19 protein-coding genes and 1 tRNA gene are annotated in these 26,420 nt (G+C 72.2%); 12 read left to right on the top strand and 8 right to left on the bottom strand.

The features are described from left to right. Positions 1–129 precede the first annotated feature (129 nt). Genes ACGFIA_RS02825 through ACGFIA_RS02810 form a run of 4 tightly spaced genes read left to right on the top strand, consistent with a single transcriptional unit; the run spans position 130 to position 10,584 of the window. Positions 130–5,247 carry an amino acid adenylation domain-containing protein gene (locus ACGFIA_RS02825; RefSeq protein WP_393258122.1) on the top strand — a complete coding sequence of 1,706 codons (5,118 nt, stop codon included), beginning with the start codon at positions 130–132 and terminating at the stop codon, positions 5,245–5,247. Beyond that, positions 5,244–9,092 (top strand): amino acid adenylation domain-containing protein, encoded by a 3,849-nt coding sequence (locus tag ACGFIA_RS02820; RefSeq protein ID WP_393258119.1) that lies wholly within the window; start codon positions 5,244–5,246, stop codon positions 9,090–9,092. The genes ACGFIA_RS02825 and ACGFIA_RS02820 overlap by 4 nt, the downstream gene beginning before the upstream one ends. A 17-nt stretch (positions 9,093–9,109) precedes the next feature. Next, positions 9,110–9,334: an MbtH family protein gene (locus ACGFIA_RS02815; RefSeq protein ID WP_393258603.1), complete on the top strand. Its 225-nt coding sequence runs from the start codon at positions 9,110–9,112 to the stop codon at positions 9,332–9,334. Next, on the top strand, positions 9,331–10,584 hold the full coding sequence (locus tag ACGFIA_RS02810) for a cytochrome P450 (RefSeq protein ID WP_393258116.1): 1,254 nt from the start codon (positions 9,331–9,333) through the stop codon (positions 10,582–10,584). Before ACGFIA_RS02815 ends, ACGFIA_RS02810 begins: the two co-directional genes overlap by 4 nt. Here the strand turns inward: ACGFIA_RS02810 and ACGFIA_RS02805 are convergent. Then, positions 10,550–11,224, bottom strand: a complete 675-nt coding sequence (locus ACGFIA_RS02805) for a hypothetical protein (RefSeq protein WP_393258113.1) — start codon at positions 11,222–11,224, stop codon at positions 10,550–10,552. The genes ACGFIA_RS02810 and ACGFIA_RS02805 overlap by 35 nt on opposite strands. A 342-nt stretch (positions 11,225–11,566) precedes the next feature. Here ACGFIA_RS02805 and ACGFIA_RS02800 point away from each other — a divergent pair, with 342 nt between their 5' ends. The 4 genes from ACGFIA_RS02800 (at position 11,567) to ACGFIA_RS02785 (ending at position 14,849) form a co-directional block, all read left to right on the top strand. Beyond that, positions 11,567–12,121 carry a hypothetical protein gene (locus tag ACGFIA_RS02800; protein ID WP_357476308.1) on the top strand — a complete coding sequence of 185 codons (555 nt, stop codon included), beginning with the start codon at positions 11,567–11,569 and terminating at the stop codon, positions 12,119–12,121. Positions 12,122–12,131: 10 nt separating this feature from the next. Continuing rightward, entirely contained in the window at positions 12,132–13,241 is a 1,110-nt protein-coding gene (locus ACGFIA_RS02795; protein WP_357476306.1) for a pyridoxal-phosphate dependent enzyme, read from the top strand. A 175-nt stretch (positions 13,242–13,416) separates the two neighbouring features. Continuing rightward, positions 13,417–13,968 (top strand): kinase, encoded by a 552-nt coding sequence (locus ACGFIA_RS02790; RefSeq protein ID WP_393258109.1) that lies wholly within the window; start codon positions 13,417–13,419, stop codon positions 13,966–13,968. A gap of 47 nt (positions 13,969–14,015) precedes the next feature. Next, positions 14,016–14,849 (top strand): MerR family transcriptional regulator, encoded by an 834-nt coding sequence (locus ACGFIA_RS02785; protein WP_393258106.1) that lies wholly within the window; start codon positions 14,016–14,018, stop codon positions 14,847–14,849. A gap of 15 nt (positions 14,850–14,864) precedes the next feature. On the opposite strand, the gene ACGFIA_RS02780 is transcribed toward ACGFIA_RS02785, so the two are convergent. The 4 genes from ACGFIA_RS02780 to ACGFIA_RS02765 form a co-directional block, all read right to left on the bottom strand. Continuing rightward, positions 14,865–15,377 carry a hypothetical protein gene (locus ACGFIA_RS02780; protein ID WP_393258103.1) on the bottom strand — a complete coding sequence of 171 codons (513 nt, stop codon included), beginning with the start codon at positions 15,375–15,377 and terminating at the stop codon, positions 14,865–14,867. A gap of 101 nt (positions 15,378–15,478) precedes the next feature. Next, entirely contained in the window at positions 15,479–15,952 is a 474-nt protein-coding gene (locus ACGFIA_RS02775; protein WP_393258100.1) for a polyketide cyclase, read from the bottom strand. Positions 15,953–15,962: 10 nt separating this feature from the next. After that, positions 15,963–16,697, bottom strand: a complete 735-nt coding sequence (locus ACGFIA_RS02770; protein WP_357390272.1) for a class I SAM-dependent methyltransferase — start codon at positions 16,695–16,697, stop codon at positions 15,963–15,965. Positions 16,698–16,767: 70 nt separating this feature from the next. Next, a complete protein-coding gene (locus tag ACGFIA_RS02765) occupies positions 16,768–18,303 on the bottom strand; it encodes a cellulose binding domain-containing protein (protein WP_357390270.1) in 1,536 nt (511 codons plus the stop codon). A gap of 403 nt (positions 18,304–18,706) precedes the next feature. On the opposite strand from ACGFIA_RS02765, the gene ACGFIA_RS02760 reads away from it, so the two are divergent. After that, a tRNA-Lys gene (locus ACGFIA_RS02760) sits at positions 18,707–18,779 on the top strand. Positions 18,780–18,842: 63 nt separating this feature from the next. Here the strand turns inward: ACGFIA_RS02760 and ACGFIA_RS02755 are convergent. Then, positions 18,843–19,289, bottom strand: coding sequence for a DUF1772 domain-containing protein (locus ACGFIA_RS02755; RefSeq protein ID WP_357390268.1), 447 nt, complete (start codon positions 19,287–19,289; stop codon positions 18,843–18,845). Between the two features lie 90 nt (positions 19,290–19,379). On the opposite strand from ACGFIA_RS02755, the gene ACGFIA_RS02750 reads away from it, so the two are divergent. Further along, positions 19,380–19,958, top strand: a complete 579-nt coding sequence (locus ACGFIA_RS02750) for a TetR/AcrR family transcriptional regulator (RefSeq protein WP_357390266.1) — start codon at positions 19,380–19,382, stop codon at positions 19,956–19,958. Positions 19,959–19,979: 21 nt separating this feature from the next. Here ACGFIA_RS02750 and ACGFIA_RS02745 read toward each other — a convergent pair whose 3' ends face one another. After that, on the bottom strand, positions 19,980–21,488 hold the full coding sequence (locus tag ACGFIA_RS02745) for a sigma-70 family RNA polymerase sigma factor (RefSeq protein WP_393258094.1): 1,509 nt from the start codon (positions 21,486–21,488) through the stop codon (positions 19,980–19,982). 112 nt (positions 21,489–21,600) lie between these two features. Between ACGFIA_RS02745 and ACGFIA_RS02740 the strand changes: the two genes are divergently transcribed. Next, on the top strand, positions 21,601–21,909 hold the full coding sequence (locus ACGFIA_RS02740; protein ID WP_357390262.1) for a hypothetical protein: 309 nt from the start codon (positions 21,601–21,603) through the stop codon (positions 21,907–21,909). Next, positions 21,910–24,564: a DUF4132 domain-containing protein gene (locus ACGFIA_RS02735; RefSeq protein ID WP_393258089.1), complete on the top strand. Its 2,655-nt coding sequence runs from the start codon at positions 21,910–21,912 to the stop codon at positions 24,562–24,564. 28 nt (positions 24,565–24,592) lie between these two features. Here the strand turns inward: ACGFIA_RS02735 and ACGFIA_RS02730 are convergent, their stop codons facing one another. Beyond that, positions 24,593–26,272 carry a Na+/H+ antiporter gene (locus ACGFIA_RS02730; protein WP_357390258.1) on the bottom strand — a complete coding sequence of 560 codons (1,680 nt, stop codon included), beginning with the start codon at positions 26,270–26,272 and terminating at the stop codon, positions 24,593–24,595. Positions 26,273–26,420: the final 148 nt, after the last annotated feature.

Raw genomic sequence — 26,420 nt, 5'->3', positions numbered from 1 at the left:
GCGGCAACGATCCCCCTGCGTGGTTACTTCGGGTAATCATCGTTTCGGTGTGTGGCGTTGCGTCATCGAGTCGGCCTGGCTTTGGTCTTGGGCCTCTGACGGATCGACGCGCAGTACGCGCCGGACCGTTTGAGGATCACCGGGCTGCCGGGCGACCGGCGCGAGGATGTGGTCGCGGCCGGCCGCCGGCACGGTTACCTGACCGTCGTCACGTGGGCGGAGGAACGGGACGCCTGCGAGGCGGTCCTGCTCGCCGGCGCCGCGGACGGCATGCCGGTGACCGGCGCCTACCGGCCGGGTGACGGCGACGGGCCGTGGACCAACGTGCCGGCGCGCGCCTCCCGGCACGCCACACTCCAGGCGGAGGTACGGGAGTACCTGCGCGCCCGGCTGCCGGACTTCATGGTGCCGGGGCTGCTCATGGTGCTCGACGAGCTGCCGCTGTCCGTGAACGGGAAGGTGGACCGGTCCCGGTTGCCGGCTTTGACCGGCACGGTGCCGGCCGGGAACCGCGGTCCGCGGTCGGTGCGCGAGGAACTGGTCTGCGGTGTCTTCGCGGACGTGCTGGGTGTGCCGCGGGTCGGCATCGACGACGACTTCTTCGAGCTGGGTGGCCACTCGCTGCTGGCGACCCAGGTGGTCAGCCGGATCCGAGGGCTGCTGGGCCTGGAGGTGTCCCTTCAGGACCTCTTCGACGCGCGGACGCCCGCGGGACTGACGGGCCGGCTGGGCACGGCAGACCGGGTGGCGCTGGGACGGCGTACCCGGGACGGTGTGGTGCCGCTGTCCTTCGCGCAGCGGCGGCTGTGGTTCGTGCACCGGCTTGAGGGTGCGAGCGCGACCTACAACGTGCCGCTGGCGCTGCGCTTGTCGGGCGAGGTCGACGCGGAGGCACTGGGGCTGGCGGTCAACGACGTGGTGTGCCGGCACGAGCCACTGCGATCCACAGTGGTCGAGCGGGACGGCGAGCCGTTCATGGTGGTGACGCCCCCGGGGCCCGGCCTGGTCGGCCTGGCCGTCGGCGAGGGGGATCCCGGCCACGCGTTCGACCTGGCCGCGGAGTTCCCGATCCGGGCCTGGCTGTCGCGGCGGTCGGCGACCGAGCACGTGCTCCTGCTGCTGATCCATCACATCGCGGCGGACGGCTGGTCGCTGCGCCCGCTGCTGGCCGACCTGGCGCTGGCGTACGAGGCACGTCGGGCCGGCCGGGCGCCGGTGCAGGAGCCGCTCCCGGTGGAGTACACGGACTACGCGGCGTGGCAGCGGGACCTCCTCGGCGACACGGGAGATCCGGACAGCACGGCCGGCGCGCAGTTGTCGTACTGGCGGACGGCGCTGACCGGCATGCCGGAGCGGCTCGCGCTGCCCACCGACTACCCACGGCCGCTGGAACTCGGCTACGCGGGCGGCACCCACCGGTTCGTCATCGGCCCGGACCTGCACTCACGCCTGGTGGAGTTGGCGCGGGAGACCCGGTCGACGTTGTTCATGGTGGTGCAGGCCGCGTTCGCGGTGCTGCTCTCGCGGCTCGGCGCGGGCACGGACATCCCGATCGGCACGGCGGTCGCGGGGCGGTCCGACGAGAAGCTGGACGATCTGGTCGGCTTCTTCGTGAACACGCTGGTGCTGCGGACGGACGTGAGTGGCGATCCGAGCTTCCGGGAGCTGATCGGCCGGGTGCGCGAGACGGACCTGGCGGCGTTCGCGCACCAGGACCTGCCGTTCGAGCGCCTGGTCGACGCGGTCTCCGCCGACCGGGCCGCCGGGAACAACCCGCTGTTCAACGTGATGCTCGCGCTGGACAACAACGCCGGCCTCGACCTGCGGCTGCCCGGCCTGCGGACCAGTCCGGAGCCGCTGCCGAGCGGCATCGCCCGCTTCGACCTCACGCTCGGCCTGAGCGAGCGGGTGCTCGGCGACTTCGGCACGGACGGCGTCGAGTGCAGCATCGAGTACCGCACCGAGCTGTTCCGCCCGGCGACAGTGGAGGCGCTGGCGGCCCGGCTCCTGATGATTCTGCGCCAGGTCGTCGTGAAGCCCGACCTGGACGTGAGCGCGCTGGAGATCCTCACACCGGCCGAGCAGGCCTGGACGGCCACCGGCGGGGGTGCCGCGCCGGATCCGGGCTCGTCACACACGGTCGCGTCGCTGTTCGAGGCGCGGGTGGCGGCCGATCCGGACGCGATCGTGGCAGTGGCCGGGCCGGTCACCCGCACCGCCGCCGAGCTGAACGCGGCCGCGAACAGGCTCGCGCGGCTGCTGGTGGCGCGCGGTGCCGGCCCGGAGACCGTGGTGGCCGTGCGGCTGCCGCGCGGGATCGCGCTGGTCGAGGCGCTGCTGGCGATCGCTAAGGCGGGTGCCGCGTATCTGCCCATCGACCCCGGCTACCCGGCCGCGCGGATCGCGTACATGCTCGACGACGCCGCGCCGGCGCTGGTGCTGACGCGCGCGGCGGGGACGGAGACGCATCCGGTGCTGGACCTGGACGATCCCGGGGTACGCGCCGAACTGTCGAGCGCGGACGACACCGATCCGCGCGTGCCGTCGCATCCGGACCACCCTGCCTACGTCATCTACACCTCCGGCTCGACCGGCCGGCCGAAGGGCGTGGAGGTGCCGCACCGAGGCGTCGTCAACCTGGTAGCCGGCTCTCGGGAACGGCTCGGCCGGCTGGGCGAGAACACGCGCATGCTTCAGTCGGCCTCACCCAGCTTCGACACCGCGTACTGGGAGATGTGCGTGACGCTGCTGGCGGGCGGCCAGGTGGTGCTGCCCCCGGACGACGCCTGGAACGTCGCGCAGGACCTCGCGCCGCTGGTCGCCGCGCACGCGGTCACCCACCTCGCGGTGCCGCCGTCGGTGCTGGCAGCTTTCCCGGACGACGCGCTGCCGGACGGCACGACGATCGTCATCGGCGGTGAGCCGTGCCCGCCGTACCTGCTGCAGCGGTGGGCGGGGCGGTGCCGGGTACTGAACGCGTACGGGCCGACCGAGGCCACGATCGCCGCCACCGTCGGTGGTCCGCTGAGCCCGGACGGTGGCGCACCGATCGGCACGCCGCTGCGCGGGGTCCGGGTGCGGCTGCTCGACGCGCGGCTGTGTCCGGTGCCGGTCGGCGTGACGGCCGAGCTGTACTTGGCCGGGACCGGCGTGGCGCGCGGGTACCGCCACCAGCCGCGCGCCACGGCGGAGCGCTTCGTCGCCGACCCGTCCGGCCCACCCGGCTCCCGGATGTACCGGACCGGTGACCTGGCCCGGCTGCGCGCCGACGGGCAGCTCGAGTTCGTCGGGCGGGCCGACGAGCAGGTGAAGGTGCGCGGCTACCGGATCGAGCCGGGCGAGATCGAGGGCGTCCTGCAGGAACACCCCGGGGTCGGACAGGCCGCCGTGGCTGTCCATCGCGGCACCGCCCAGCACATCGTGGGGTACGTCGTGGCGGTGGACGGCCGTCCGGACCCGGCGGAGCTGCGCGCGTTCGCCGCGCGCTCGCTGCCCGGCCACATGGTCCCGGACCTCATCATGTTCCTCGACGAGCTGCCCTCATCGCCGAACGGCAAGCTCGACCGGTCCGCGCTGCCGTCGCCGGAGTTCGCTCCGGCCGGTCCCGGGCGGGCGCCGCGTACACCCGCCGAGACCGCGCTGCACGAGGCGTTCGCCGAGCTGCTCGGCGTACCGCAGCTCGGCATCGACGACGACTTCTTCGCGCTCGGCGGCGACAGCGTCGGCGCGATCCGGCTCAGCGGCCGTGCCCGCCGGGCCGGGCTGGTGCTCGCGCCCGGCGACGTGTTCCGGCACCGCACCGTGGCCGGGCTCGCGGCCGTTGCCACGCCCGCGCTCGCGTCCGTGACCCCGGACGACGGCACGGGGCCGATGCCGCTCACTCCGGTCATGCACTGGCTGCGCGAGCTGGGCGGTCCGACCGCGCGCTTCCACCAGTCCGCGCTGATCAGGGTGCCGGCCGGCACCGGGCAGGAACGCCTCGACCGGATGCTGCGCACTCTCACCGACCGGCACGACGCGCTGCGTCTCCGCCGCCGGGACTGGACGCTGGAGGTACGGCCGGTCGGCGCAGCACCGATCGCGGTGGAGCGGGTCGATGTGCGAGGGCTGCCGGATGCGCGGCGTGCCGAGGTGATCGCCGAGAAGACCGGCCGGGTCGTCAGCGTGATGGATCCGGACGAGGGCCGGACCGCGGTCGCGGTCTGGTTCGACGCTGGCCCGGACGAGCCCGGCCGGCTCTTCCTGGCCGTCCACCACCTCGCGATCGACGGCGTCTCCTGGCGGATCCTTCTGGAGGACCTCGCCGGTTCCGCCGACGCTGTGCCTCCGGTGGCCACGTCGTTCCGCCGGTGGGCGCACGTGCTGTCCGAGGAGGCGCGGCGTCCGGAGCGGGTGGCCGAGCTGCCCTACTGGGCAGGCGTGCTCGGCGGGACGGCGCTGTCACCGGAGTGGACGCCGACACCGGACCGGGACACGACCGGCACGCTGCGGCACCTTACCGTCGAGCTGGGCCCGGACGTCGCGGAACCACTGCTCGGCGTGGTGCCCGACGCCTTCCGATGCGGTACCGAGGATCTGGTGCTGACCGCGTTGGCGCTTGCCGTCCGGAGCCGCCGGACGTTCGGCGCCGTGGCGGATGCGGGCCTGGTCGTGGAGTTGGAGAACCACGGGCGCGGCACGATCGCGGGCACCGACGTCAGCCGGACCGTGGGCTGGTTCACCAGCACGTACCCGGTGCGGCTGGACGCCGGGGCCGGACGGGACCCCGCCGACGCCGTCAAGCGGATCAAGGAGCAGGTGCGGGCCACGCCCGGCGACGGTCTCGGATTCGGGCTGCTCCGCTATCTCAACGCCGACACGTCCGCCCGGCTCGCCGCGCTGCCCGCGCCCCGGATCGCGGTCAACTACCTGGGGGTATTCCGCATCGGTGAGCCGGCGGACTGGGCGCTCGACGCGCTCGGCGGCGCTGCCGACCCGGAGCTGCCGGCCGCGCACACGCTCGCGCTGAACGTGATGGCGGAGGACCGGCCGGGCGGCCGGGTCCTACGGGCGACCTGGACGTGGCCGGCCGCGCTGCTGACCGAGGACGCGATCCGGTCGCTGGCCGGCGCGTGGCAGGACCGGGCCCGGAGCCTGGCGGAGCTGGGCGGGGACGACGGCGGGTTCACGCCGTCCGATCTGCACCTCGCCGGGCTCGACCAGGCGCAGATCGATCATCTTGAGTCGATGTGGAGGTCGCCGCGGTGAGTACGTCCGGAATGATCGACGTCCTTCCGCTCTCTCCGTTGCAGGAAGGGCTCTTCTTCCAGCACCTCTATCACCGGGACGGCCCGGACGTCTACGTGACGCAGCTCGTCCTCGAGCTGTCCGGCGACCTGGACCGCGCGGTGCTGCGTCGCTCCTGGGACGCGGTGCTGACCCGGCACCCGCATCTCGGCGCCGCGTTCGTCCACGAGGGACTCGACCGCCCGGTGCAGATCCTTTCGCGCGGCGTGGTCACGCCGTGGCGGGAGACGGACCTGACCGGCGCCGGCGAGGACCTGGACGCGGCCCTGACAGCGGAGCTGGACGCGGACCGGTCCCGGCGGTTCGCGCCGGCGGAGCCGCCGATGATCCGTCTGCTGCTGGCCCGCACCGGGCCGGCCCGGCACCGGCTGGCCGTCACGAGTCACCACATCCTGATGGACGGCTGGTCGGTGCCGATTCTGGTACGCGAGTTGCTGACGCTCTACGCCGCGGGCGGTGACCCGGCCGCGCTCCCGCCGCCGGTGCCGTACCGGGCCTATCTCGCCTGGCTCGCCGGCCGGGACACCGAGACCGCGGCCTCGGCCTGGCGGGCGACGCTCTCCGGCGTCGACGAGCCGACGCTGGTAGCCCCCGGCGGCATGCCCCCGGCGACTCCCCGGCAGACCGGCACACTGCTCGGCGCGGAACACACGGATGCGCTCGTACGGCTGGCTCGGTCGCTCGGCGTCACGCTCAGCGACGTGGTGCAGAGCGCCTGGGCGGTCGTACTCGGCGCGCTCACCGGCCGGGACGACGTGGTCTTCGGCGTGGTCACCGCGGGGCGCCCGGCCGAGATCGCCGGCATCGACGAGCTGCCAGGGCTGTTCATCAACACGGTCCCGGTCCGGGTGCGCCTGTCCCCGCGAAGCACGCTGAGCGAGGTGCCGGCGCGGCTACGTGGCCAGCGCCTCGACCTGGAACCGCACGAGTTCCTGTCGCTGGCCGAGATCCAGGCCGCGGCCGGCGTCGGCGAGCTCTTCGACACGGTCGTCGTCTTCGAGAACTACCCGTCCGGCGACCTCGGCGCGGAGGCGGGCGGCCTGAGGCTGACCGGCGTGCACGGCACGGACGCGACGCACTATCCCTTGATGCTCGCGGTGGTGCCCGGTGACCGGCTGCGGCTGCGGCTGGACCACGTGCCGGGACAGCCCGCCGGCGACGTGCTCGCCGCGCTGGTCTCCGTGCTCACCACGATGACAACGGAGCCGGAGAGGCGCCTGGGCCACGCCGACCCGTTCGGCGGGCAGGGCCACCGGCTGCTGGAGGAGCGCAACGGCACCGCGCACCCGGTGCCGCAGACCAGCCTCACCGGGTGCCTGGAGCAGGCCCTTCGCCGCTTCGGCACGGACGTGGCCGTGATCGACGGCGACCAGCGGCTCACCTACGGAGAGCTGGACCGGCGCTCGGCGGCGCTGGCGGCCGAGCTGGCGCGACATGGTGCCGGACCGGAGCGTGCGGTCGGACTGCACGTGTCGCGTTCGGCGGCCCTGGTGGTGGCGCTGCTCGCGATCGTCCGGTCCGGTGCGGCGTACCTGCCGCTGGACCCGCAGTATCCGGCCGAACGGCTCCGCTACATGATCGACGAGGCCCGTCCGATCCTGGTGCTGACCGACGGCGAGCCGCCCGCCGGCACGCCGGCACTGCACCTCGCGGACGTTCCGGCCGCCAGCCGGGCACCCGCACCCGCACCCGCCGACGACCCGGCCTCCATCGCGTCGATAATCTTCACCTCCGGATCGACCGGTGCGCCGAAGGGCGTGGCAGGCACGCGGGCCGGGCTGCTCAACCGGCTCACCTGGTTCGCCGAGCTGCAGCCGTTCGCCGGCAACGAGGCGCTCCTCGCCAAGAGCTCGATCAGCTTCATCGACGGCACGGTCGAGATCCTTCAGACCCTGGTGCACGGCGGCCGGGTGGTGATGGCCGACGCCGCCACCGCTGTCGACATGACCGCGCTGGCCGATCTCGTCGCCCGGCACGAGGTCCGGGTACTCACCGCCGTACCCAGTCTGCTGCTGGCCCTGCTCGACGAAGCATCCGCCGGCCCGCCCGGCCGGCTGTCGTCGCTGCGCCTGGTGCTCAGCAGCGGCGAGCCGATGCCGGCCGAGCTGCCCGACCGGCTGGCCGCGCAGAGCCCGGAAGCCCGCCTGGTCAACTTCTGCGGGTGCACCGAGGTGAGTAGCGAGAGCCTGTTCGCGTTCTGCGACGTCCACGACCGATCCATCGGGACGCCGTTGTGGAACAACCGCGCGTACGTGCTGGATGGCGCGCTGCGCCCGGTGCGCGGCACCGGGGTGGCCGGGGACCTCTATTACGGCGGCGCCGGGGTCGGGCGCGGCTACGTACGGCGGCCGGGCGCGACCGCGGAACGGTTCGTCGCGGACCCGTTCGGCCCGCCGGGAGCCCGCATGTTCAGGACGGGCGACCGGGTCGCCTATCGGCAGGACGGGAAGCTCCTCCACCTCGGACGGTCGGACGGCCAGCTCAAAGTACGCGGCGTGCGCGTCGAACCGTCCGAGGTCGAGGCCGCGCTGACCCGGCATCCGGCGGTCGCGGCGGCCGCCGTCGCGGTGCGGCGGCCGTCCGGCGGTGATCCGCTGCTGGTCGGCTACGTGACGCCGGCCTCCGGCGCGGTGCCGGACCCGGCCGATCTTCGCCGGTACGTCGCCACGCTGTTGCCGCCCGCGCTGGTGCCGAGCGTGCTGACGGTGCTCGACCGGCTGCCCCGCATGCCCAACGGGAAGGTCGACCGTCGCGGGTTGCCGGATCCGGGCCCGGGGACGACCGCGGTGTCCGCGCCGGCCGGACCGCGCGAGCAGGTCCTCTGCGAGCTGTTCGCGGAGGTGCTCGGCCTGCCGACGGTGGGACCGGCCGACGACTTCTTCGGCCTGGGCGGCCACTCGCTCCTGGCGACCAGGCTGATCGCACGGATCCGGTCCGCACTGGGCACCGAGGTGACGCTGCGCAGCCTGTTCGATACGCCGACCCCGGCCGGGCTCGCCACCCGCCTGGGCGACGCCGGCCGCGACCCGCTCGACGTGCTCCTGCCGCTGCGGGACGTTTCCGGCCGTCCGCCGTTGTTCTGTTTCCACCCGGCCGGCGGGTTCAGCTGGTGCTACACCGGCCTGCTGCGACAGCTGCCGGCGGACCAGCCGATCTTCGGACTGCAGGCGCGTGGGCTGACCGATCCGGCGCGGGTCGCGGACAGCGCCGACGACATGGTCGCCGAGTACGTCAGCCGAATTCGGGCCATGGGCGCGCCTGGACCGTACTCGCTGCTCGGATGGTCGCTCGGTGGCCAGCTGGCACACGCGGCCGCGGCCCGGCTCCAGGCCGAGGGCGAGAAACCCGGCCTACTCGTCATGCTCGACTCCTATCCGCCGGAGACGCTGCCGGAAAGCCCGCCGCTGGACCGGCCGGAGATCCTGCGCCTCGTGCTCCGCGAGTACTTCGGCGTGGAACCGCCGGCGGGCGCACCGCTCGACACCGCGGCGGCCACGGCTCTGCTGCGTGCCGCCGGAGTCGCGGACCTCGGCGAGGCGCACGTCGAAGCGGTCGCCCGCATCCTGCCGGCCGCGTCGGCGGCGGCCCGCGCGTACCGTCCGCCGGTCTTCGACGGGGACCTTCTCTTCTTCCGCGCGACCCGGGGGTGGTCCGGTCCGCCGCCGGATCCGCGCGCCTGGCACCCGTACGTGAGCGGTGGCATCGAGATCCACGAGGTGGACACGACGCACGGGCGGATGACCCGCCCGGCAGAGCTGGCGCGGATCAGCGCCGTACTGCGGCCCCGGCTGCCCGGGACCGCGTGACCGTTATGAGAGGGGCACTGATGACCAATCCGTTCGAGGACCCGGACGGCGAGTACCTCGTGCTGGTAAACGATGAGAACCAGCACTCCCTGTGGCCGTCGTTCGCGGCACTGCCCGCGGGCTGGACGGTGGCCAGGACGGCCGGAACCCGCCAGGAGTGCCTGGACTTCGTCGAGGAGTCCTGGACCGACATGCGGCCCCGGAGCCTGGCCGAGTCGATGCAGAGCCCGGAGCCGCGGTGACGTACGGGCCGCAGGATCTGGCCGATCCGGGGCTCTACCGCTACGGCGAGCCGGAGCGCCTCTGGGCCCGGATGCGGGAAGCCGGGTCCGTGCAGTGGATCGACCGGCGGGGCCTGGAGCCCTTCTGGGCGGTCCTCGGCCACACCGCCGCCGTGGCCGTGCTCCGCGATCCCGCCCGGTTCTCCTCCGCCGGTGGCATGCGGCTGGACGACAACCCGGCCGCGGTGCGGTCCTCGGCCAACCGCATGCTGATCGTCACGGACCCGCCTCGGCACGCCCAACTGCGGCGTCTGATGAACGCCGCGTTCACGCCCCGCATGGTCGCCCGGCTGCGTGACACGATGCGCGCGACCGTGCGGATCGTGCTCGACGAGGCGCTGGAGCGGGAGACCTGCGACCTCGTCCGGGTGGCGGCCCGGCTCCCGGTGTCGGTGATCTGCGACCTGCTGGGCGTGCCGCCGAACGACTGGGACTTCATGCTGGACCGAACCATGACCGCGTTCGGCCACGGCGACCGTGGCGCGGACCCGGCCGCGATGGCACAGGCCCACACGGACATCCTGTTCTACTACGCCGAGCTGGTCGAGCGGCGCCGCCGGGAACCGGGCGAGGACGTGGTCACCGCCCTGGTCAACGGCCGTGTGGACGGCGAGCCGCTCACCGATGAGGAGATCTACCTCAACTGCGACGGCCTCGTGTCCGGCGGAAACGAGACCAGCCGGCACGCGACTGTCGGCGGTGTCCGGGCACTGATGGACCGTCCGGACGAGTGGGCGCGGATTGCCGGCGGGGATGTGCCGGTGGACACGGCGGTGCGGGAGATCCTGCGTTTCACCAGCCCGGCCATGCACGTCGCGCGGGTCGCCACCACCGATCTGGAGATCGAGGGGACACGGATCCGGGCCGGCCAACGCGTCGCGGTGTGGCTGGCCGCGGCGAACCGGGACCCACGGGCCTTCGACCGGCCGGACGTGCTCGACACCGGCCGGTCACCGAACCGGCACCTGGCGCTGGCTCCTGGGGAGCACTACTGCCTCGGCGCCGCGCTGGCCGAGATGGAGCTGACCGTGATGTTCGAGGAGCTCTGCGACCGGGTGCGCCTGCCGGAGCCGGCCGGCCCGGCCGTGCGACTGCACTCGAACCTGATCTGGGGCTACGAGTCGATGCCGGTGCGGCTGCGGGCTCGCCGTGCCCGGACGGCCGCACCGGCACCACTCAGTGGTCCCGCCCGGGCCGGGGAGCCGGGATGAGGTTGAGCGTCGCGGCACGAACACCGGCCTGGAAGCGGGACGAAACGTCCAGCTGGGCCATGGTCTCCGCGACGTACCGCCGGTAGGTGCGGACGGAGACGCCGAGCTTGCGGGCAGCGGTCTCGTCCGTGTATCCGGCGTCGAGCATGGTCAGCACGCGGACGAACCAGTTCTCGGTGTCGCTCGCTTCACCGGACTGGCCGGTGAAGCGAGCGGCGACGGACAGGTCGACCGCACGCTCGAACATCGCGTCGAAGAGCGTCGCCATGGAACGCACCACGTGCGACTCGCGGACGATCAGGAAGCGAGGCACCCTGTGGTGGTCGCTGCGGAGGAGCACCATCTCGCCGTCCAGCACGGCGAATCGGGGCAGCCGCCGATCCACGGTGCGGGCCCGCACGTGCTGTGCCAGCATCTGTTCGAGGGACTCGTCCGTGCCGGACAACCGGGCGATCATGTCGGCGTCGACAAGCGCGTGGACGGACGCGGACTCCTGGAGCAGCGAGTGCTCCAGCGGGCCGACCGACACTTCGCGCCCGGCAGCCGCGAACCCGGCGATGTAGTGGATGTGGGGCGACCGGCCGGCCTGCCGCGCCAGGTAGTGGTGCATGATGGCCGCGGTTTCGGACTCGGAATACAATGCCTCTACTGTCGATGAGTAGGGCCGGCGTGTTCCTTCGTGAACGGCAAGCGCTTTTTGTATGAGAAGCTTCGCATCGACGAGCATTGTTTCAATGCTGCTTGAGCTGCACGGATTGGCCGAAAAATCTTGGCGAACGCCAACATCCATTGCGCTACCCCCGTAGCAAATCGACGCCAATGGCTATCGTTGCGCGCTTAACGAAGCCTGTCAAGCCGTTAAGCAGGGTGTGGGACGCAAAGTTATTTGAACTCTTGACAATCATCGCGCGGAGGGTCCCGGCGACTTTACCGTCGGTGTCAAGTGCCTGCTAGACTCGGTCGCGAGCGTGGAGGTGGACTGATGAACGGCGAACCGGCAGGTAGCAATGGCCTCGTGGACGACAGGCCCGCTTGGGGCGAGGTGTCGACCGCGGTTCATGTGGCCATCGTCCGTCAGCTCGTGTGCGACGTCGGGGCACGCCTGCTCGATCCGCTCGACCGGCTGCTGGGGACGGACGGCGACGATCCACCCGGTTCCTCGGCGCTTCGCCGGCAGTTGGAGATCGCCGCCGAGGTGTGGGCGGCGCAGGTGCTCGGCCCGGACGAACGGCTCGCCGCCGAGACCGTCCGGCGCCTGACCGCCGAGATCTACCAGTCCGGCGACGTCTTCGCGCCGCCGTTCGAGTGGTGGCGCACGCCGTTCGGGGCGCTCGTGGCGCGCCGGTTCGGCCATCCGTCAGCCGAGGCGGTCTCGCTGACGGTGGCGAGCGCGATGCTCGGCATCACCCGGCAGGGCGTCCATGATCTTGTCAAGCGCGGCAAACTGCGGCGGGACGAGGCGAGCGGCGGCGTCCTGGTGAGTTCGGTCCGGGATCGCCTCACGCAGTTGTCGGAAGTCTTGTCCTACGAGGGCTGATGGGATTCGGATGGCATTGACGGGACTTCATCCGGAGTTCTCGGGAGATGATTGGGGTCGCCGAGCCACGGCTGTTCTGGAAGCCGATCGGAACGTCGAGAAAGCGACGCCCCTGATTCGTCTACCCTTCCCCGGCGAATCGTCTGTGGCGATTTTCGTGAAAGATGAGTCGGCTCGCCCCACCGGAAGTGTGAAATACCGCTTCGCGCGCAGCCTGTTTCTTCACTCGCTCTCCCGCGGCGTCATCCGTCGGGAGACGCGGCTGGTGGAGGCGACCAGCGGGAACATGGCCGTCGCGGAGGCGTACTTCGCCCGGGTGCTGGGGCTGCCGTTCACCGCGGTGGTGCCCGCTAAGTCGTCGCCGGACCGCATCGACCGAATCTCCGAGCAGGGTGGGGCCACCTACCGGGTCGACCCGCCGTTGGCCGTGTACGAGAACGCCGAGCGGCTGGCCGGAAAGTGGAACGGGTACTACCTGGACTGCCTGGCCACGCTCGGTCCGGCCATCGACGCGGACCTCGACGACGGCATGCCCGGCCTGCCCGACGAGATCCTGCGCGACTTCGCGGCCCAGGGCCGACCGGAGCCCGCGTGGATCGTCACCGGCGCCGGCACCGGGGCCACCTCTCGCGCGATCGGCCGCTACCTGCGCCGGCACGGGCACGCCACCCGGCTGGCGGTCGTCGACGCGGAGAACTCGGCGTATTTTCCCGGCTGGGCCACCGAGTGCCGGGACTACGCGACCGGAATGCCGTCGCGCATCGAGGGGATCGGGCGGCCGAGGTTGGAGCCGGCCTTCAATCCCGACGTCGTCGACCTGGTCATTCCGGTGCCGGACGCGTCAAGCGTGGCCGCCATGCGAGTCCTCGCCACGGCCGGCGGCGTGGCGGCCGGGCCGTCCACCGGCGCCTGCCTCTGGGGCGCCTGTCACCTGGCGAACCGTATGAGTCAGGCGGGCGAGTCGGGGGCGGTGGTCATCGTGGCCGCCGATGGTGCCGAGCCGTACCGTCGCTCCTACTACGACGACGAGTGGGTCGCCGGAAAGCGCTGGGACCTCACCGAGCCCACGCTACGCCTGAGGCGTTTCATGCGGACCGGGGATTGGGACGACTCCCGATGAGACCGGTTTGATGAGAACCCCTTCTGCGCCGCCTGTTCGCTGATACCCATGGTGAGCTCGACCCGCGTCCAGGAGGGCGCACAGCGTCGGCGATGACCGGTGCGAAGCACCCATGGCGTTCCACCGAGGTGCGGCCGGGTGGCGCCTTCGGGATACTCGCGGCCAGGGAGGGACAGTGCGCGCTGCACCCGCCGGCAGCCCGGACACGATCCTCGTCTGTATCAGGGGCAACTCGGGTTCGGGCAAGAGCAGCATCGCCCGCGAGCTACGACGCCGGCACGGCCGGGGCTGCGCCCTCGTCGAACAGGACTATCTGCGCCGCGTCGTCCTGCTCGAACGGGACAAGCCCGGCGGCGTCGCGCCCGCGCTGATCGAGCAGACCACCCGGTTCGCCCTCGACCACGGCTGCCACGTGGTCCTGGAGGGCATCCTGTACACCGGCCGCTACCGCGACGTGCTGACCTCGCTGCGGGACGGCCACCGGGGGCGATCGCTGTTCTGCTACCTCGACGTGTCGCTGGCCGAGACGCTGCGCCGGCACCTGACCCGCCCACAGGCCGGTGACTTCACCGCCGAGCAGATGAGCGGCTGGTACGCCGCGCACGACGTCCTGGGCTGGCCCGGCGAGCTCGTCCTCCCGGAGAGCACCGGGCTGGAACAGGCGGTCGAGGCCGTCGCGGCGGCTGCCGGGCTGCCCCAGGCCGGGTGCGACGACGACAGGCGTTAGGCGATGTCACTTGCCCTTGCGGTTACCACAGGGGGCAGTCTTTGGTCATGTTGTCGATCAGCGAGTTCAGCCAGATGTGCCACCTGTCGCCGCAGGCGCTGCGCTTTTACCACGCCGAAGGGCTGCTCGTGCCCGCCGAGGTCGACGGCCGGACCGGCCACCGCTCGTACGCCTTCGACCAGGTGGAACGCGCGATGCTGATCACCCTGCTGCGGGACACCGGGATGAGCGTCAAGCTCGTCCGGCGGGCCCTCGACGAACCGGACCAGGCCCTCGCGCTGCTCGACCGGCACAGCGACGAGGTCGCCCGGCAACGCCAGGCGCAGGCCGACGCGATAGCCGCCGCCCGCGCGGTCTTCGAGGCGCAGCCCGAACCGCGGTCGCGGCACGTACCGGCGGTGACTGTGGTGGCGCGGCTCGTGCCCGGCACGCCGCTGGGCCGGGACACGCAGGAGTGGGACCGGGCCGAGGAGGTCATCGCGTCGGCGGCGGCCGGACTGGTCACCACCGTGCGGCAGGCCGGCGTCACCTGCCTGGGCGAGCCGTGGCGGACGCTGGCGCTGGAGACGCCGGACCAGGACCGGCGCGTGCTCGACGGTGTCGGGCCGTTCTGGACGGTCAAAGTCGCGGTGGAGGGCACCCCGGAGACGCTGCCGCCCCTGCCCGCCGACCTGATCGTGCGGACGCTGGAAGCCCACGACGAGCTGTCCATCTTCATGCCGGGCCGCAACACCATGGCCAAGTACTGCACAGTGGTCCTGCGCCTGCTCGACGCCGTCCCGCCCGACGGTGACCGGTTCGTCGACCTGGCACGCCTGCGTCAGGAGGTCCGGCCGGACGGCGTACTGAGCAGCGCGCCGGTCGAGCGACGACCGGCGTGATCGAGCGTGCCGCCGTCAAGGGCGTGGTTCCGCGTTCACCCGCTGCGCCTGCACCCTCCTCCTGAGGGCATCCACGATCCGCCGGCGGTGCCGGTACTGCCCGGCCCGTACGGCGATCGAGGCCGCCACCGCAGAGTGCACCGCGACCCAGAGGCCCCCGGCCGCCGGATGCCAGGGGTGCAGGTGATCCCGGACCGCGCTCCGGGCGTCGGGGTCACCGCTCCAGTCGTGGCCCGCCGGACTGAACCGGTACTCGAACCACACCAGGGCGGTGACGAGCACCGTTCCCACCACCGCGCGGACGATCGTGCCGCCCTGGCCCTGTCGCACCTCCCGTTCGGAGGGCACGGCGATCAGCACCAGCGCCAGGTTCAGCAGGACGAAGACAATCATGACTACGATCGCGCTGCTGCGGTACGCGGCCACGAGATCCGGCAGGCGCGCATCGCCGGACGGGAGAGCGGCGTAGGCGGCGGACGTGGTGAGCGCCACGCCGCTCCACCACAGCAGCGGACCGAGGAGCGCCATCAGGGCCAGGAGAACCCATCGACCGAAGGCCATCGCCGCAGTCCAGGTGGCGAACCCGTCCCGGTCCGTCCGCGAATGCGGTCCCTCACCGCGCCAGCCCGTCACCGGGACTCGGCGAGCCGCTTGAGGTTCAGCAACTGCCGGCGGGCCATCACCAGGTCACCGAGGCATCCGCCGAGGGCGATCACCGGGTTCGTCCGCATCACGACCTTGAGCAGCAGGCGGGTGCCGCCCCCGGTTTCCGGCACCAGGACGTACGACAGCACCGCGCCCATGATCTCGCCGGTGAAGTGCCGCCCCGGTTCGACCGCGAGGACCCGGCCGCGCCGCCGCCCACCCGCCGTGGTGAACGGCTCGCCCACCACCGGCTCGGGAAGGCCCACCAACCGTCGCGGTGAGCGGCGGCCGAGGTTGTCGATCCAGTCGTACGAGTAGGGCGCGAGGCGGACCTGGCCGACCCACTGCCACACGGCCGCCGGTGACGCGTCCACGCTCACCCCGCGCCACGCCCGCAACGTGGGTGCGGGCACGATGTCGTCGCACGGGTAGCGGCGCAGCGTCTCCTCGTCGGACACGCCCCACCGGTCACCGAGCATCGGCCCGGCCGAGCACCAGCGTGGTCCGCAGGTCGAGCACGACGGTGCCGCCGAACTCGTCCACCAGCCGGTCCAGCGCGGCGATACCGCGTCGCTGTTGCTCCGGGGTACGCGACAGGTACGGCCCGAACGTGCGCATCAGCGCCAGGTAATGCTCCTTGTCCAGCGGCAGCTCCCGGCGGAACACCTCCCGGCGTACGTCGTCGAACCGTCCGCTGTCGAGGACGTCCCGGTGGAACCAGTCGACGGGCCGCTCCCGGACGGTAGGGTCGACGGATCGCAGCGCGGCCCGTACGGCGGCCTGCTGGGCGGCGTCGGCGTAGTCGAAGCGGTGCCCGAAGACGGCGAGGGTGCCGCCCGGCGCCAACGCGCGCCGGGCATGCGCGTTGCGGGTGGCCGGGTCCAGCCAGTGCCAGGCCATCGCGCAGGCGAGCACGTCCACGCCGCCGGCGGGCGGCGACCACCGTTCGAAGGTCGTCGCCTCGATGCGGGCGTCCGGGAATCGTTCGGCGAGCCGGGCCGCCATCCGCGGATCGGGCTCCACGCAGGTCAGCGGCGCACCGAGGCGGGCCAGCACCTCGGTGCCCTTCCCGGTGCCCGCGCCGACTTCGGCCACCGACGCCGGTGTGCCGCCGTGGTAGGCGAGGATCGACTCGGCGATCTCCGGCGGATACCCGGGGCGCACACGCTCGTACAGGTCGGCCACCGTGCCGAAGACATCCATCACCGGCAGCATACGGCTCCGACCGGCCTCCGACGGACCCCGCGGAGGCCGGCCGTCCGCCGGTTCGGCCTCACCAGGTCAGGGGCAGGGTACCGAGGAACCGGGTGAGCGCCCCGGCGAGCAGCTGGTCGTCCCGCCGGGACGGGTGCCAGTCGCAGCCGAGCTTGTCCAGGCCCAGGGCGTTGTCGTCGTAGTAGAGCGAGCGGACGCGGGTGTCGCCCGCCTCCGTGCGGGTCCGGACGACCTGCTGGACCGAGGCGGCGAGGAGGGTGCCGGGGAGATCCGGGTAGGTGAGCACGATGAACGTGTCCGGGCCGTACCGGGTCCGCAGCTTGTCGAGGAAGCCCAGATACGCGTTCCGGAAGTCGGCGGCGAGTTGCTCGGCGGTGGTCCACCGTTCGCCGGCGTTGAGCGCGGTGGAGAAGTCGTTGATGCCGAGGCCGACGACTACCAGTTGCGGTTTCCAGGTGCCCGGGTTCTGCCACACCGTGCTGTTCCACAGTGCCTGCAGGTCCGTCTCGTAGTAGGTGCGGAAGGTGTCCGTGCCCTGGCCGTTGTAGTTGCGGACCATGCCCAGGCCGGACCAGGCGATGAGCTGGTAGTCGGCGTTCAGGCTCTGCGCGGTCAGGGCGCCGAACGTGACGTCGGCGTTGGAGTTGCGTGTGACGCCACCGTTGCCGGTGCAGTCGCGGGTCGTCGACATGTTGCCGTAGCCGGCCGTCCACGAATCGCCGATGAACTCGATCTGGCGGCTGCGGGCGGCGGGCCGGGCCAGGATCGCGCCACCGGGAGCGGCTACGAGACCACCGAACTCGCCTGCGGCCCACGGGCTCTCGGTGCGCTTGACGAGCCGGACGGTGTGTTCGGCGTCGGCGAGGTTGCGGACCCAGTAGGTGGTCTGTCCGGGGGTCACGAGCGTGGCGACGGTCGCCCCGTCGACCTGCACGGCGTAGTCGTTCTGGGCGTCGTTGAGGACGATCCCGACGCCGGTGCCACGGAACCGGCCCTCGAAATAGATGCCCGGCCAGGTGTACTGGACGCCGGTGCCGACCGTCCGCACCCGTCCCACCGTGCGCGTCTGCTCCAGCACGCCGGCCGGCGGCGGGCTGGTGGGCGGCGCGCTGGTCGGTGGCGGGCTGGTGGGCGGCGCGGTCGTGGGCGGCGCGGTCGTGGTGGGGGCCGGGCGACCGGTGCACGGCACGCCGTTCAGCGTGAAGTCGGTAGGCGCCGGGTTCGACGCGTTGTTCCACGAGCCGCCGAAGCCGAACTGAGTGGTGGCTCCGGTGCCCAGGCCGCCGTTCCAGGCGGCGTTGGTGACGGTGACGCGTCCGGCGGACTGGGACACGGTGCCGTTCCATGCCTGCCCGACCACCTGCCCGGCGGTGAACGACCAGGTCAACCGCCAGCCGGTCAGCGGGTCGCCGAGGTTGGTGACGTCCACGTTCGCGCTGAAGCCGCCCGGCCACTGACTGGTCACCGTGTAGGCGACCCGGCAGCCGGCGGCGGCCTGCGCGGAGACCGCGGACGTGAGTGCGGCGGCCACGGCGACGGCGGCTGCGGTGAGCACCGCAGCGGCCGACCGGAGCCGGGTACGCGTGAGTCGCATCTGTGCTCCTTGGGGATGTGCTGGGTCAGCGCCACGTACCCGGTGCTCGCGGCGGCCATCGAGGGCGCGGCGGTGACGGCCACCCCGGAGGCCACCGCGGTCAGGAGGGTGGCGGCCGCCGCCAGCATCATCCGGCGACGCGAAGGTCGGGTCGGGGCAGCCGCCGGTCCGCATCGTCTCGGCGGTGCGCTGGCGGCGATGTCCTGTCGGTTGTCACGGTCGATCGCCCAGTGGCCAGCCCGGCTCCGGGTCAGATTATGCCGCCAGACTTCGACAATGGTCAATCACTTCGCGGTCGCTGGGTGACGGTTCGCAGCCCTCGCCGCGACGTCCGGAACGTGACCACCCCCTGCGTGCCGGGTTCGACGCGCGGGCTGCTAACGTTCCGTCCCGTTGTCGGTGAGCGCCGCTAGCTCAACTGGCAGAGCAGCGGACTCTTAATCCGCGGGTTCGGGGTTCGAGTCCCTGGCGGCGCACGGACGAGCAAGGCCCCGCCCCGGTTCACACCGGGTCGGGGCCTTCTCCATCTCCGGCTCGGGTCAGACAAGGGCGGCGGCCAGCAGGGCGAAGGCCGCGATGATGATCGCGACCCGGACGTAGTGCAGGCGGTCCCAGCGGTTCATCTGCTGCTTCCAGTCGGCGGGCCGGTTGTCCGGTGTCCACGTCTTTCCCCGGTTGTTGATCGGCACGAGCAGCAGGGCCGACATGAGCACGCTGACGATCAGCAGCACGCCGGCCGTGACGGCACGGCCGTTCCCGTGGTGGCCCCACCCGGCGGCCGCCCAGATCGCCACGAGGACGAGTGCGGCGATGTACCAGAACGGCATCACGGCCCCGAGCATCCGGCCGCCGTGCGCGCGACCGAGTTGGCCGCCGTCGCCGGGGAGGGCGTTGAGGATCCGGTTGAGGACGAAGGCGACGGCGAACTCCACTCCCACCATGACGCCGACGACCACGAGGGTGAGCACCTGGAGTGCGCTGAGCATGACTGGCTCCCTGGAATCTAGTGACGCTAGATATTGAGTCGACGCTAGCACTGTCGATGCTCTCCTTCCTAGCGGTGCTAGAATCGGATCGTGTCCGTACAGCGACGTAAGGAACGGGAGCGGGCGGAGCGGGAGCGTCTCATCGTGGCGACCGCCCGCGAACTGGCCGAGCGGCAGGGCTGGGACGCCGTCACCACCCGCCGGCTCGCCGAGCGCATCGAATACAGCCAGCCGGTCCTCTACAGCCACTTCCGCGGCAAGCGCGAGATCATCGGGGCGGTCGCCCTCGACGGCGCCGCCGAGATGGCGGCGGCACTGCGGGCGGCGGCCTCCGCCGCGGACGGCCCGCGCGCCAGGGTGGCCGCGCTCGCTCGCGCCTACCTCGACTTCGCCGCGCGCAGCCCGGCGGTCTACGACGCCATGTTCCAGCTCGACGGCGGCCTGGCATTCGCGGAGGCGGACACACCGGAGCCGCTGAAGGACGCCTTCGCCGCCCTGTCCGAGAGCCTCGGCGAGGTCGCCGGGGAGGGCGTCCACCCCGGGCTGTTCACCGAGGTGTTCTGGGCTGCCCTGCACGGGCTGGCCACCCTGACCCGGGCGCGGCGACTGCCGCCGGAGGACACCGAGCGCAGGATCGAGCTCCTTGTCGACCGGCTCGCCGTGCTCTGACGCCTCCGGTTCCGGCGGCCCTCAGTAGTCGATGTTGATGGCGGCGATCTGGCGGCTGCCGTTGGAGACGATGGCCGGGCCGGCGAAGCGGGAGCTCGCGTACGTCAGCGCCGTCTTGTGGCCCGGACTGTTGAACCACGCCTCGATCATCTGCTCCGGTGTGGCGGTGCCGGAGGACGCGAACAGCACCTCGTGCCCGCAGTGCGTCAACCCGCTGCCCGCGTTCAGGTTCTGCCGTACGCATGCCTCCGCGTCGCGGTGCTGCGCCGCGCCCAGCTTGACCTCGGTCAGGCCGAGCGCGCGACGCCGCTCGTTGAGCAGCACCAGCAGTCGCCGTTCCGCGGCGGACACCCCCGTCGACGTGCCGGCGGCCTTGGACGGCGACAGGGTCGGCTTCGGCGACCTGGACGGTTTCACCGACCTGGCGGGGCTCGGCCGCGCGGTGGTCGGGGACGGCTCCACCGCCGTCGAGGACGGCTTCACCGCGGTCGGGGAGGGCGTGAGCGCCGGTGTGGCGGTCGCGGCCGAGGGCTGCGCGGCTGCCGCGCTCGCCGGCTGCCGGTTCGGCTCGTCCGGATAGTTGGCGAGGACGAGCCCGCCCCCGCCGAGCACGGCGACGGCGGCCACGACGCCGACCATGGTCTTGGACACCGGGAGCGCCGACCTCGCTCCGGCGCTAACGACGTGCCCGCCGGGCGGGGAGGCCTGGGACCGGGCGGCGACCGCCTGCACGGTGTGGCTGACGTCCGAGGCGAGCGCGGCCGGGGGAGGGGTGAGCGCCAGGCCGGCCAGCAGTCGCTCGGCCGGAACCAGGTCCGAGGCGGCGTCCGGGCAGTGCGGGCAGTCCCGGATGTGGCGGGCGAACCGCTTGCGCCACACCGGCTCCGGCCGGCGGTCCCAGCCGGCGGCCGTGTCGGCCAGGCCGGCGCAGCCGGGCCGGGCGGTGAGGGCCCGCACCACGAGCCGCGCGGTGTCCAACTGCGCCTTCATCCGGGACACCCGGACGGTCACGTGATGAGGGGCCAGGTTGAGCGCGTCGATCAGGTCGGCGCGGGTGAGGTGACCGGCCTCGACCAGCCACCACAGCGACAGCAGGCGGCGGTGGTCGTCGTCCAGCCAGCGCGTGGCCAGCACGACCTCCCGGCGCTGGTCGGAGAGGCGGAGCTGGGTCAGCGTCAGGTCCTCGAAGTCCGAGCGCGGGTCGATCACGTTGTCGATGTCCTCCGGCGGCGCGGGCGTGGTGGGGCGGCGCTGCGCGTGGGTGCGGATCTCGTTCATGGTGACGGCCACCAGCCACGAGCGGAAAACCTGCGGCTCGCGTACGCCCGGCAGACCGCGGACGACGTTCAGCATCGTGTTCTGCACCACGTCGTCGACGTCGGCCGACCGGTTCAGGGCCCGGCCCACGATGTTGTAGACGAGCGGCAGACAGTGCGAGACCAGCTCGTCCATCGCCGCCCGGTCGCCGCGTCGAGCCGCGTCGACCACCGCCGACATGCCGGCCCTGCTCGGGTACGCGGAATAGGACACGCTCACCACCTGCCTCACGGAAACGATCTCGTACAAGGTGGAGACTGTCCGGTACGCGGTCAGGTCACACAAAATGCGTGCGGTGTCGGAGGAGAGCGCTATCTTCTCCGCCATGCCATTGATCACAGTCACCGACGAGGTCGTCGGAGCGCCGAGTGGACCGGCGTGGACCATCGAGGTCTTCGAGGAGGAGCTGCGGCTCGACGAGCTGATCCGGAGACGCGTCTTCCTGGAGATCGCCGAGTCCGGCGTGGACGCCGACCCGGAGGAGCGCACCCGGACGACGCTCGACGCGTTCAGCCGCAACGCCTTCGTGGTGCTCGTCGACGACCGTCAGGTCACCGCCCTTGACGAGAAGATCCGCCTGCACGCCGGATCCCGGGTCACCTTCCTCAAACTCGTCCCGCTGGTGGGTGGCTGAATGACGACGTACGACCCCGAGTCGGCCCTGCACGATGTGGCCGCCACCGCCAAGAAGTGGTGGGGCCCGAGCGCCGAGAACCTCAACGAGACCGGCAAGCAGCAATTCGTCGACCGGGTGGTGGCGGTGTGCGGCTGGGCGCCGGCGGGGACGGCTCCGTCGCTGCTCGCTGCGCTCGAAGATCCGCACGGGCCCTACGATCTCGCTGCGCCGTTGGTCGAGCTGCTGCCGGAGGCCACCCGGAAGGTCGAGTCGGTCGCCGCCGCCGTGGCCGACCTGACCGGCGACGACGCGGATCACGACAGGCGGGTCGCTGCCGCCTCCGCCCTGATCGACAGTCTGCCGGACCTGCCGTACCAGCACGAGAAGCCGTTGGACCGGGCCCGGGGCGAGGCGTGGCGCCGGACGACAGAACTCCTGGCCGCACAACCGGTGCCGGTGCGGCAGGTGGTGTTCGACGCGCTCACGGTGCCGGGGGAGAAGAGCGACGGCCGGGGCAAGCTGATCCGTGCCGCGCGCTCCGGTGGCGGGCTCGACGGCGCCGTCTGGCTCGATCGGCTCGGTGGTCAGGCCTGGCTGGGATTCGGTTACTGGAGCTCGCAGCTCCAGGGCTTCACCTGGGAGTCCATCAAGGCGACAGAGGCGGCCGGGCGTACGCATCCGGCGGCGCTGGCGGCCTGGCGTCGGACCCGGCTCGAACGTTCGCTGAGCGACATCAGCGACGAGGCCGACCGGATGTGGCCGATCCCCAACGTCGGTGAGCAGTGGGCCGACCGCGCCGTCGCGGACATCGAGGCGATGCCGGCGGATCGCCGGTCCGCGTGGGAGGCGCTGCTGGTGCACTGCCCGGTCGAGGTGGACAAGGCGAAGCCGACGGCCGGTTGGCGCAAGCAGGCCCGGTCGCTGCTCGACGCGGTGGGCGTGGACGAGTTCACCGCCCGGCTCGACGACTGGCTCCCGCTCGTCGGGCAGGCGCGCAGCCTGCCGCTGCGCATGACCACATGCTGCCCCGGCCACATCAAGGACATGCCACCACGGATGATCGACCGCTACAACGTCGGGCTGCTGTGGGGCCTGATCTGGACGCGGGCGATGTGCCCGCCGTCCGAAGTGACCCTGCGCAGCCTCGGCCAGATCGCGGAACGGGCCGCCCGCAAGATCTCCGGCCACGGCCCGGCGAGCCCGAAACTGGCGAACGTAGCGGTCGCGGCGCTCGTCGACACCGATCACCCGGCCGCCCTCGCCCAGCTGGCCCGGTTGTCCTCGCGGCTGACCTACAAGAGCACCCTGCGCCTGGTGGAGAAGGGGCTGGCCCGGCACGCCGAGGCGCGCGGCATCAGCCGGGAGGACGTCGAGGAGATGGCCCTGCCCGGCTTCGGGCTGCCGCTGGCGGACAAGCTGGGCGACTGCTCGTACGAGCTGGAGGTGCGCGGTGTCGACGCCGTAGTGGTGTGGCGCAACGCCGACGCCAAGGTGGTCAAGACGCCACCGGCGCAGGTGCGCAGGGACCACGGCGACGAGGTGAAGGAGCTGAAGGCGACTGTCGCCGACGTCGCCGCGACGCTCGTCGCCACCCGCGACCGGCTGGAAGGGCTGCTGCGGCGGGACCGTTCGTGGACCGTCGAGCAGTGGCGCGAACGGTTCCTGGACCATCCGCTGGCCCGTACCCTGGCCCGGCGGCTCGTCTGGACCGTCGACGGCGTCGCCTGCTGCTGGGCCGGTGCGGCGCTGCGAACAGTGGACGACACCGTGTTCGAGCCGGCCGACGACGCTACGGTCCGGTTGTGGCATCCGGTGCTCGACCCCGACGCGGTGGGGCCGTGGCGCGACTTCCTCACCCGGCACGGGATCACCCAGCCGTTCAAGCAGGCGCACCGGGAGCAGTACCTGCTCACCGACGCGGAGCGGGCCACCGGCACGTACTCCAACCGGTTCGCCGCGCACATCGTGCGTCAGCACCGGCTCAACGCGCTGCTGTCCCGGCGCGGCTGGTCGTACGTGCAGCACCGTAACGACGGGGCCTCGTACAACCTGCCCCGGCTGGCACTCCCGGACTGGGGGCTGCGCGCCGAACTGGGTGTCGCCGGGATCGAGCACCGGGACGACGACCTCGTCTTCGACACGATGGGGACCGACCAGCTGTTCTTCATCAGGGGAGAGCGCCTGCCGGTTCCGCTGGTGGAGGTTCCGCCGGTCGTGCTGAGCGAGGTGATGCGCGACGTCGACCTGTTCGTGGCCGCCGCCGGGGTCGGATCCGACCCGGACTGGTACGACGGCGGCCGGGCGGGCCGGCATCGCGACTACTGGGCGCAGAGCAGCTTCGGCGAGCTGGCCCCGACCGGCCGGACGCGCCGGGACGTGCTGGCGGAGCTGATCCCCCGGCTGGCGATCGCCGGCCGCTGCACTGTCACCGACAGGTTCCTCGAGGTACGCGGCGACCTGCACACGTATCGCATCCACTGCGGCTCGGGCAACATCCTGATCGCCCCGGACGAGCGGTATCTGTGCGTCATCCCGGACTCGGCGAAGGTGAAGGAGCCGGAGATGTTCCTGCCGTTCGAGGGTGACAGCCGGCTCACCGAGATCATCAGCAAGGCGTTGCTGCTGGCCGCCGACAAGAAGATCAAGGATCCGGTGATCCTGCGCCAGCTGTGAGGCGGCCGGCGGGCGCCGGGCACAGGATTCAGCTCGGCGCCCGCTTCGGCAGCAGCAGCTCCTCGTGGTCGAGTTCGCGTTCCAGCACGCGCAGTTCCTCGTCCGGCAGCCGGCCGGAGTCGCGCCACCGCAGCAACTCCTCGCGCTGCGCTTCGAGGACGGTCCGGCGGACCCGCAGCGCCGTCTCGTACTCCGGTGAGGTGGGCAGCTCCGACGATCCGCTCTGCTCGATCAGGTCGAGCCGCCCCCGGTAGCGGGCCAGCCGGGTCTCCAACTGGGCGCGCGTGGTGTCGACGGCGACCCGGCTGTCCGGTTCCTCGGTGGCGACGGTGTCGAGGCGGGCCAGCGCGGCCTCCACAGCGGCCGAGCGGGCCTCGTTGCGTACCCGGGCCTGGTCGGCCTCGTTGGCGCGCAGGCCGAGCATCCGCACGAGCGGCGCGAAGGTCAGACCCTGCCCGACCAGCGTCACCAGGACCACCACGAAGGTGCAGAACAGCAGCAGGTCACGGTCCGGGAAGGGGTCTCCGTCGCGGGTGGTCAGCGGCAGCGTGAAGATCGCGGCGAGGCTGATCACGCCGCGCGTACCGGACCAGCTCAGCGCCACCACCTCACGGGCGGTCAGCCCGCGGGCGTCGCGGTCGACGCCGCCGTGCCGCCGTGCCGCGTCCGGCTCGTCGGTGTCGTCCTGTTCGGAGACGCCACCGAGCCGGGTGTGCAGCGAACGGGGGAGCCACTGGGTCAGCACCAGCCAGGCCGGGCGCAGGAGCAGCACCACGCCGACCGACACGGCGACCGCGATGATGATGGTCGACGTCTCGTACTGGCGCAGGCCCCGCACGACGGCGGGGAGCTGCTGGCCGATCAGCAGGAAGACGAAGCCTTCGAGGAGGAAGTCGACGAGCCGCCACACGGCGTTGGTCTGGAGACGGGCGGCGCCGGACCCGAACTGCGGTGTCTGGTGGCCGACGATCAGGCCGGCGACCACCACGGCCAGCACGCCGGAGACGTGCAGCGCCTCGCCCAGCAGGTAGGCCACGAACGGTGTCGCGAGCGAGATCGCGTTCGACAGCAGCGGGTCCGCGGTGAGCGGGCGGAGCAGCCGCTTCGCCCGGGCGACGACCACGCCCACCGCGATCCCGCCCGCCGCCGCCAGCACGAACTGCCCGACCGCGGCGTGGAACGAGAACTCGCCGCCCACCGCGGCGGCGACAGCGACGCTGAGCATGGTCAGCGCGGTGGCGTCGTTCAGCAGCCCTTCGCCCTGGATGATCGTGACCATCTTCGGCGGCAGGTTGACCCGCCGGCCGACAGCCAGGGCGGCGACCGGGTCGGGCGGGGCGACCGCGGCGCCGACGGCGATGCCGGCCGCCAGCGTCGCGCCGGCCACGAACAGGTGGAACCCGACGCCCACGAGCAGTCCGGTGAGCAGCACCAGCACCACCGAGAGGCTGACCACGATCCGCAGGTTGCGGCGGATGTCGAGCAGGGAGGAGTCCAGCGCGGCGCTGTAGAGCAACGGTGGCAGCACGACCATGAGCACCAGCTCGGGATCGAGGCCGACGTTGGGGCCGGGGAGCAGCGCGTACGCGATGCCGATGAGCGGCAGGAGCGCCGCCGCCGGCAGGCCGGTGCGGGCCGCGATCCACCGCACGGCGATGACGATCGCGACGGCGGCGAGCACGAACAGCAGCGTCGAATGGGTGCTCACCCCGACCGACCCTACCCGTTTTCGCGAGCGTCGTTCGGTGGGGTGGGGGCCGGGGCGGCGAGGCGTTGACCAACCCGTGATGTGAACGCTAACATGCAGAACGTTCGATAGACGCGTGTCTATCTGGAGGTGGGTCGGTGTCCAGCAG

The organism is Micromonospora sp. NPDC049203 (assembly GCF_043197215.1).
GTDB lineage: Bacteria > Actinomycetota > Actinomycetes > Mycobacteriales > Micromonosporaceae > Micromonospora.
Note: the sequence above shows the minus strand (reverse complement) of the source record. Positions and strands in the feature narration are given on the sequence as shown.

Excerpts from the sequence above, each read along its gene's own strand:
- ACGFIA_RS02800 (WP_357476308.1), top strand. The coding sequence starts at position 11,567 with ATGAACGGCGAACCGGCAGGTAGCAATGGCCTCGTGGACGACAGGCCC.
- ACGFIA_RS02795 (WP_357476306.1), top strand. The coding sequence starts at position 12,132 with ATGGCATTGACGGGACTTCATCCGGAGTTCTCGGGAGATGATTGGGGT.
- ACGFIA_RS02785 (WP_393258106.1), top strand. The coding sequence starts at position 14,016 with ATGTTGTCGATCAGCGAGTTCAGCCAGATGTGCCACCTGTCGCCGCAG.
- ACGFIA_RS02780 (WP_393258103.1), bottom strand. The coding sequence starts at position 15,377 with ATGGCGCTCCTCGGTCCGCTGCTGTGGTGGAGCGGCGTGGCGCTCACC.
- ACGFIA_RS02770 (WP_357390272.1), bottom strand. The coding sequence starts at position 16,697 with ATGGATGTCTTCGGCACGGTGGCCGACCTGTACGAGCGTGTGCGCCCC.
- ACGFIA_RS02765 (WP_357390270.1), bottom strand. The coding sequence starts at position 18,303 with ATGCGACTCACGCGTACCCGGCTCCGGTCGGCCGCTGCGGTGCTCACC.
- ACGFIA_RS02755 (WP_357390268.1), bottom strand. The coding sequence starts at position 19,289 with ATGCTCAGCGCACTCCAGGTGCTCACCCTCGTGGTCGTCGGCGTCATG.
- ACGFIA_RS02740 (WP_357390262.1), top strand. The coding sequence starts at position 21,601 with ATGCCATTGATCACAGTCACCGACGAGGTCGTCGGAGCGCCGAGTGGA.
- ACGFIA_RS02735 (WP_393258089.1), top strand. The coding sequence starts at position 21,910 with ATGACGACGTACGACCCCGAGTCGGCCCTGCACGATGTGGCCGCCACC.